General features: G+C 45.1%; 5 protein-coding genes. 1 reads left to right on the top strand and 4 read right to left on the bottom strand.

Annotated elements, in window-relative coordinates; all coding sequences use genetic code 11:
* Nucleotides 1–151: 151 nt before the first annotated feature.
* The 4 genes from B4J23_RS07025 to B4J23_RS07010 are packed head-to-tail and all read right to left on the bottom strand — an operon-like array spanning nt 152 to nt 7,379.
* Nucleotides 152–1,162 carry an ABC transporter permease gene (locus B4J23_RS07025; RefSeq protein WP_125278937.1) on the bottom strand — a complete coding sequence of 337 codons (1,011 nt, stop codon included), beginning with the start codon at nt 1,160–1,162 and terminating at the stop codon, nt 152–154.
* Nucleotides 1,162–2,205, bottom strand: coding sequence for an ABC transporter permease subunit (locus tag B4J23_RS07020; protein WP_125278938.1), 1,044 nt, complete (start codon nt 2,203–2,205; stop codon nt 1,162–1,164). The genes B4J23_RS07025 and B4J23_RS07020 overlap by 1 nt, the downstream gene beginning before the upstream one ends.
* 22 nt (nt 2,206–2,227) lie before the next feature.
* A complete protein-coding gene (locus tag B4J23_RS07015) occupies nt 2,228–4,033 on the bottom strand; it encodes an extracellular solute-binding protein (protein ID WP_414631565.1) in 1,806 nt (601 codons plus the stop codon).
* Between the two features lie 43 nt (nt 4,034–4,076).
* The gene (locus tag B4J23_RS07010; RefSeq protein WP_291359571.1) at nt 4,077–7,379 is read right to left on the bottom strand and encodes a lytic transglycosylase; all 3,303 of its coding nucleotides are present in this window, start codon (nt 7,377–7,379) and stop codon (nt 4,077–4,079) included.
* Nucleotides 7,380–7,587: 208 nt separating this feature from the next.
* Between B4J23_RS07010 and dnaQ the strand changes: the two genes are divergently transcribed.
* On the top strand, nt 7,588–8,722 hold a 1,135-nt coding region (gene dnaQ / locus B4J23_RS07005), incomplete at its 3' end, for a DNA polymerase III subunit epsilon (protein ID WP_291359569.1).

Genomic DNA, 8,722 nt, shown 5'->3' with positions numbered 1-8,722 from the left:
GATGGAATCGGCCAATTGTGTCATGTACTTTCCTGAAATGTTTATCTTATTTTGTATGTGTTATAACCTAACTTGCCATAATTGACAATTCATATTGTCAAATGGATACAAATTTTATTTGTAGATATTAAATCAGTCTTAAAAAATCATTTTAAATTTTGGGATCGAAAGCATCCCGGATGGCTTCACCGATATAGATGAGTAAAGACAAGACAATGGCTAAAGTCAGAAACCCGGATAAAGCCAACCACGGCGCATTGAGATTATTTTTACCCTGCAGTAATAATTCCCCCAGAGAAGCGGTTTCGGGTGGCAAACCATAACCTAAAAAGTCCAGTGCAGTTAGTGCGCTAATATTGGCAGTCAGCATAAAAGGTAGTTGTGACAGGCTGGAACCCATCACATTGGGTAAAATATGCCTGAACATGATCCGGCCATGCCCTGCACCAATACTTTTCGCTGCCCAGACATATTCCAGATTTCTGGCCCGTAAAAATTCAGCGCGCACCATCGACACCAGTGTTGTCCAGCCAAAAAATAGCATGATCACAAATAGCCAGTAAATATTCGGACTAAACACACTGACCAGAATCATGACCATAAACAGCATCGGCAGGCTGCTCCAGACCTCAAGTGCACGTTGCCCGATCAGGTCAATCCAGCCACCATAATAGCCTTGAACTGCACCGACCAGCACACCTAATCCTGCCGACAGCAAAGTCAGTGCAAAGCCAAACAGCAAGGAAATACGCAAGCCATATAGAATCCGTGCCAGCACATCCCGTCCCTGATCATCTGTTCCTAGCCAATTTTGCCTGCTTGGAGGTGAAGGTACTGGAATATCGAGTGCCAAATTGGGTGTGTCATAGCCGAAGCGGATCACCGGCCAGATTGCCCAGCCTTTGGCATTAATCAGCTGCTGTACCGCAGGATCCTGATACTCGGTTTCAGTTTCAAAGACACCCCCAAAAATCGTTTCAGGATATGACTTTATTACTGGCAGATAATAGGAGTCCTCATACTTGATCAGTAAAGGCTTATCGTTAGCGATCAGCTCAGCACCAAGTGACAAGATAAAAATAATGACAAAGGCAATGCAGCAGGCAAATCCGGTTTTATTATTTTTAAAACGTTGCAGGCTGGCGCGTAGCATTGGTGACATTATTTTGACCTTCGTGAATCAAAATGAATCCGGGGATCAATCACCCGATACAGCACATCACTGATCAAACGCAGCACCAAGCCCAATAAGGTAAAAATAAACAAGGTTCCAAAAATGACCGGATAATCCCGCTGCAGAATCGCCTCAAATCCCAGCATGCCCAAACCATCCAGATTAAAGATGATTTCAATAAACAGGTTCCCGACAAATAAAATACCGAGCAAAGCTTCTGGCAATCCAGCGATCAACACCAGCACAGCATTGCGCAGTACATGCCGGTAGAGCACTGCCCTGTCCTGTAGTCCCTTCGCTCTTGCTGCCAGCACATATTGTTTACTGAGCTCTTCCATAAAGGAAAATTTCACCAGATAAGTCAGCCTTGCAAAACCACCGAGCACCATGGCCAGCAATGGCAAAGCCATATGCGAGAAATAATCTCGACTTTTTCCAAAGAAAGATAATTCATCAAAATTTTCCGAGCTTAACCCTTGTAAAGGAAACCATTGCAGATAGGAACCACCTGCAAAAAATACAATCAGCAAAATGGCAAAGATAAAGGCTGGAATGGCATAGCCCACAGCCAGCAGCAAAGACGTCGTTTGATCAAACAGGCTGCCATGCTTTTTGGCTTTCTGGATGCCAAGAGGAATAGAGACCAGATAAATGAGCAAGGTACTCCAGAAACCTAAAGACAGTGAAACTGGCAATTTTTCCCAGATCAGTTCAGTCACAGCTTGGCCTTTAAAAAAACTCTGGCCTAAATCAAATTGGGCATAGCTTTTCAACATTTCCCAGAACCGTAGATGAACCGGTTGATCAAATCCATACTGAATCTTGATCTGTTCCAGCATTTCAGGGGTCAGGCCTTGCTGTCCCTGATATTGCAAGCCACCGATCGCCAAATTATTTGCATGCTGTGACTGATAGATAGCCTGTTCCACTGGACCACCCGGTGCAAGCTGAATCACCACAAAATTGATCAGTAAAACCATCAATAATGTCGGAATCATAAGAAGCAAACGTTTGACGATATAAGTGCTCATGGCACTCCCCGAAGCTGGAAATCTAGCGATATTTTAAGTACGGTGCCACTTGTCTGGCTTTAGCTGTATCCACCCACCAGTAATCAATACCCGCAGAAAGCTTGGGCTTGATCTTGGGCTGCCGATACATATTCCAGTAAGCATACCAGTATTCACCCGTACCATAGGTCGGAATATGATAATAACCGGCTCGCAATAAACGGTCTAAAGCTCGGGTACTATAAATCAGCTGCTCACGACTTTGTGCCTGAACCACCTGATCAATTACCCGATCAATCACCGGATTTTGAATACCGGCATAATTATAATTGCCAGGCTGACGTGCCGCCTCACTGCCCCAAAACTGTTTCTGTTCCTGCCCCGGTGTCAGCGATTGCGGCATGGTATCCATAATCATATCAAACTGATAATTTCTTAGTCGCTCATAATACTGAGCCGTTTCCACCATCCGAATGTGAGCCTGAATTCCTAAACGTTTCAAATGCCGTAGATAAGGCATCAGATGACGCTGCTGTTCAGCCTGATGCAACAGAAATTCAATCTGTACAGGTTTACCTTGAGCAGTCACCAGTTTCCCCTGCTGATAACGGTAACCGGCATTCAATAAAATTTGTCGCGCCTGTAATAAATTTTTGCGGTTAAACCCGGAGGCATCTGATTGCGGATAATGCCAATCCTGTAATACCGCCTGACGTTGCACCGGATGCAATTTAGATAAATTTGGTTGTAATATTTTCAGCTCCTGAGCACTCGGCTTGCTTGTAGATGCCAGTTCACTATTACTAAAAAAGCTGTTCAGACGCTGATATTCTCCATGAAACAAGGCTTTATTTAGCCATTCAAAATCATAGGCCAGAGTTAAAGCTTGCCGGAAGCAGATATCAGCAAAGGGCTGACGCCGAGTATTAAAAATCAGGCTTTGTGTAGGAATCGGATTGTGATGGTGAAAACGATAGGTTTTGATCTGGCCTTGCTGTACCGCAGGAAAGCGATAATCACCTACCCAGCGATTAACCTGTTTTTCCTCATGTAGCGTAAACTGTCCCGATTTAAAAGCCTCAAACTTGATTTCCGGACTACGGTAATAGCGATACTGTATGCGATCAAAATTATAACGGCCGCGATTGACCAGCAGGTCTTTACCCCAATAATGCGGATTACGTTTATAGGAAATACTGCGTCCTGCATCAATACGTTCAATCACATAGGGCCCAGAACCCAAGATCGGTTTCAGGTTAATGTCCTTGAAGTTGCGCTTTTGCCACTCCTGCTGAGAATAGATCGGCATTTGCGTCACAATCATGGCCATTTCCGGATTATGGCGAGATTTAAAACTAATCTTAACTTTTAAAGGTGACAGAACTTCGGTTTTTTTAATATCTGCCAGATACATCTGCAAGCCAAAATTAGACTGGGTCTGGTACAGATCAAAACTGTATTTCACATCCTTAGCCGTCACTGGTTGACCATTACTAAATCTGGCTTTAGGATTTAAATGGAAAATAATATAAGCAGTCTGCTTTGGGTCGAAACTGACTTTCTCAGCCAGCAAAGGATAATAGACACCGGGTTCATCCAAGGATTTCGACATGAGACTGTCAAAAATATAGTTAATCCCTTCAGTAACATTCCCCTTACCATTCATGCTGTTCAGATTATCAAAACTGCCATCGGCTGCCTGAATAAGGATACCGCCTTTGGGCGCTTGCGGATTGGCATAAGGCAGAGATTTAGCCTGTGTATATTTGGGTACACTATGCAATGCAATATATGGCGTCGTAATGACTGCTGCCCCGCTGGAACTGATGATCCAGGGGGCAGCAAGAATCCATAAAACATGGACGGGATTAAACAATTTCACGATCCAGAAATTAGTTTGGAACCTTAATCACATCACCAATACGCAATTGAGTATTGGGTTTCAGTTCATTCATTTCTGCCAGTTCATTGGTTGCCATACCATAACGGGATGCCAGGCCGATCAAGGTATCGCCACGCTTCACCTTGTATTCAGTGACAAGTTTTGGAAGCTGAAGCGTTTGGCCCACACGTAAACCGGCACGTGGACTAAGATTGTTCAGGCTCGCCAGATCAGTAACGGGTACTCCTACACGATTGGCAATCGCAATCAGAGATTCCCCGGATTTTACCGTATAGGATTCTGTCGCCTTAGAAGATGCAGATTTTGTTGCGACTTTCACTACCGGCTCTTTTTTGGCGATCTGAATATCTTCATTAATTTTTAAACGCTGTCCAATCCGCACATTGCTATTGGTATTCAAACCATTCAAGTCTGCCAGATAACGTAATTGCAGATGATATTGGCGGGCAATCGAGCTTAAGGTTTCACCAGATTTCACGATGTGAGTATCTGATTTGACATTTTTTTCCTGAGTCTCGGTGACCACTTCCTGCACAGGTTCAGGACTGCCAGATAATTTTAGATGCTGACCCACACGCAGATTGGCACTACGGGAAATATTGTTCAGGTTAGCAATTTGATCCATCGACAGATTATATTTTGCTGCAATCCCGGTCAGTGTATCACCCGATTGAACCGTATAACTGTCAGGAACCTGACTACCAGCTGGAATCTTGATGGTTTGACCAATGCGTAAGCCGCTGTTTGCAGACAGGCCATTTAACGCTGCCAGTTCAGATACCGTCAATTTACTTTGATTGGCAATGCTGTACAGGGTTTCACCACGTTTGACCTGATAGTTTTCTGTTGGCGTATGATCAACCTTAACGTTCTCAAACTTCTGTTCGACTTTTTCGGTTTTCTTACTGCTCGCAGTCAGTTCTTCAACTTCATTAAGAGGAACATTAATCTTCTGTCCGACCATCAAACTGCTACCCGCAGTTAAACCCGGAGTTAGTGCAGCAAGTTCTGCATTCGACAATGCGTAGCGATCTGCAATCAATTTCAGATACTCACCACGTTTAACGGTATAGGACTTGGTCTGAACTTTGGCAGTTTCGGCTTTTTTACTGTCTTCAGCTTTCGCTTTGCTGGCACTTTCTTTCAGGGAAAGCTTTTGCCCAACAAATAAACCGCTGGTCGTACTCAGATCATTATAATCAGCCAATTGTTTAACGCTGAGGCCGAACTGGCTGGCAACGCTGGTCAAAGAATCATTGGCCTGAACCACATAGCTTTCCGGTTTCTCTTTAGCTTTCGGTGCTTCCTGTACCGGCTTGGCATCATAGAGATAAATTGTGGTGCCCACATATAATGTAGAGTTTGGATCAATCTGGTTCCATTTCGCGACATCACGCCAGTTCACGCCATTTTTGGCTGCAATCAATGCCAGGTTATCACCCGGTAAAACCTTATAGGTACTGCGCTTACCTTTCGGTGCCACAACCACGACTTCTGAATCAGTTTTGACATAGTTTTTGCCCTGATTGAGTCGAGCTTCAACTGAATCTGCACTGGTGTTTACAGCGACTTCTTTCGGATATGAGAATCCTTTGGTCAGCTCCTTGCCCTGCTGCTCGGCAATAGACTGACTGGTCTGAATTGCAGTCAGTTTGATCTTGCCATCATAAGGGTCAACAATTTCTGTGCCTGCAGGTGCCAGTGCTTTCAGCTCTTCAATGACCTGTGCCTGTTCAGCCGCAGTCGCTACAGGTTGTAAAAGCTCATCCACAGTTTTATTAATTTCTTCTGCTGACACCACTTTCTGGATTTGCTGACGTTCAGCTGCGGTAATTGGTGGCTCGACCTGGATAGGCTTCACCGAAGCAACTGGCGTCACAGCAACCGGAATACGTGGCGCGCTTGGAATAGGCAATTCACTTTTTGCAGCAAATTCAGCAAGTGCTTCGGAACCACGTGGTGTGCTGACCCGTTTGGTGGTTTGTGCAGTTAAATTTGGTGTCGTCGTGGTAGAAATTGCTGCTGGTGTAGTCGTAGTTGGTTTAGATGTGGTTGTCGTAGTTGGAGCTTTGGTCGCTGTTGCAGTCTTAGCAGTCGTAGTGGCAAGCACCGGTGGAGTCTGCTTGGCAGGTACGATGGTGGTACTGGTTGATGCTGGTGCTACAGTTGGATTTGGAGTTACTGTAGTGGTCGTTTTAGGCGAGTTACTGACAGTACCTGCCCATAAGCCGCTTGAACTAGACTGCAGTTTTTTCAGTTTTCCATCAATCGATGGACTTAAGTCAGCCGGAATCAAAATACGGCGCGGACTTTCCGGATCAATACGATCACCACGATGCCCCGGGTTAAGCTGATACAGTTCAGCACGGCTTAAACCGGTAATGGCTGCAATCTCATTTAAATTGGCTGCACCGACAGTCACTTCACGAAAGTGAGGACGGTTGGCAATTGGTGGCAAACTCACGCCATAAGTACCCGGATTTTTCACAATCTGTGCAACTGCCAGGAAGCGCGGTACATAGTTCATGGTTTCCTGAGGCAGTTTCAAGGACCAGTAATCGGTAGGCAAGCCTGCAGCCTTATTACGGTTAATTGCCTGCTGGATACGGCCTGGACCGGCATTATAAGAGGCCAAAGCCAATTCCCACGAACCAAACTGGTTATATAAGCTACCCAAGAATTCATAAGCCGCACGGGTCGATTCCACCACATCACGACGGCCATCGTAAAGTGAGGTTTGTTTCAAACCATAAATACGGCCGGTACTCGGAATAAACTGCCAAAAACCTGCCGCTGCTGCACTACTGGTCGCCGCCGGGTCATAAGAACTTTCAATAATCGGTAATAAAGCCAGTTCCGTAGGCATACCACGGCGCTCTGCTTCTTTCACCGTATAATAGAGATAACGTGATGCACGGGCACTCAGGCGGTCCAGATACGGCTGACGGGAAATAAACCAGCCACGCTGTGCATCAATACGCGGATTCCAGGTATTCAGATCCATCTTGAAACCCACGGTCATCCGTTTCCAGATATCACCATGCTTCAAAATCAGTAAGCGGTCACCTTCAACCGCACGCATATCCGTTGCAGAAAGTAAATCTTCCAGCCCATCCAAACTGCTTGCATCTAGATATTGTGAGCCAACCTGCTTGCTTGACGCTTTTTGGGTCGCACTTTGTGTAGATGAACAGCCCGTCAGTCCCAAGGAAGCGAGTGCCGTTCCAAGTACAGAAAATTTTAAAAATGCTGGTAATGCGGGCTGCCACAAAATTGCGGTTGGTTTATACATAAAGAAATCCAAACAATTCGTATATAAATTTATTTTTTAGATATGCCATTGTAGTGAAGCATGTCGTGGACACAAGGCATTAATTTACCCCGATTTCACGTTAAATGTTACAAGAAATTAAAAAAACTGGTGCATCTAGACGCATCAAGCGTATTTGCGTTATACAATATCCTCTTCAGCAAGTTCTTTTTTGATCGGATTTTAATTTATGTCTCACACTATCACGCTATATGTTGATGGCGCCTGTCGCGGCAACCCGGGTTTAGGCGGTTGGGGTGCGTACATAATTACCGAACAGCAGGAACACAAAATTTGCGGTGGCGAAGATCATACCACCAATAATCGCATGGAGCTGACCGCAGCGATCGAAGGCATTCAGTTCTGTCCAAAAGATGCCAAGCTGGTCATTTATACCGATTCCAATTATGTCAAACAAGGCATTACCGAATGGATTCATGGCTGGAAAAAGAAAAACTGGAAAGACGTTAAAAATCCGGATCTATGGCAAAAACTGGATGCCACCTGCCAAGGCCGCGATATTGAATGGCACTGGGTCAAAGGCCATGCCGGACATCCTGGCAATGAAATGGCCGATCAACTAGCCAATCAGGGCGCAGATGAAACCTTGAAAAAATCCAAATCAGTGACTGCAATCACTGAAAATAAAAAAAAATCTGAACCTGACTGGCTTCTAGACGACCCTTTTGGGCTTGATCTTGTCGATAGCGAAGAAGAACTCGAAGAGAGCATGGAAATGGCCGAAGAAGAAATGGAACAGACTGAAAATTTAGAAACAACTGAAAATACCGATGAGTCTGCTTCAGTCACTTCAGATTCAACCGAACTACATCCGCAAATTGTGATTACACCGCCGACCTTAGAGCTGCATGGCCCCCGTCAATTGATTCTGGATACGGAAACCACCGGTTTCTATTATCAGGATGGTGACCGGATCATTGAGGTGGGTGCGATCGAAATGATTAACCGGAAACTTACCGGCAGCTCAATCCATATTTATATCAATCCGAAAAAACCGGTTGGCGATTCGGTGAATGTCCACGGTATTACCGACGAGTTCCTGCAAGACAAGCCGCTGTTTGAGGAAATCTCACAGGTATTGTTTGACTATCTGCAAGGTGCCGAAATTATTGCGCATAACGCGACCTTCGATATGAACTTCCTGGATATGGAATTCAAGCGCGCAGGTTTTGTCGCGCTTTCTGAAGTTTGTGAAGTGACCGATACCCTGGCAATGGCCAAATCCAAGCATCCGGGACAAAAAAACTCTCTAGATGCCCTCGTGCGTCGATATGAAATTCCACAGCGTGACCGTACCTTCCATG

The organism is Acinetobacter sp. UBA3025, from assembly GCF_002367915.1.
Classification (GTDB): Bacteria; Pseudomonadota; Gammaproteobacteria; order Pseudomonadales; family Moraxellaceae; genus Acinetobacter.
This window is presented reverse-complemented; position numbering and strand designations above follow the sequence as displayed.

Bases quoted from the DNA above. Each gene is read 5' to 3' on its own strand.
- B4J23_RS07025 (WP_125278937.1), bottom strand. From the start codon at position 1,162: ATGTCACCAATGCTACGCGCCAGCCTGCAACGTTTTAAAAATAATAAA.
- B4J23_RS07020 (WP_125278938.1), bottom strand. From the start codon at position 2,205: ATGAGCACTTATATCGTCAAACGTTTGCTTCTTATGATTCCGACATTA.
- B4J23_RS07010 (WP_291359571.1), bottom strand. From the start codon at position 7,379: ATGTATAAACCAACCGCAATTTTGTGGCAGCCCGCATTACCAGCATTT.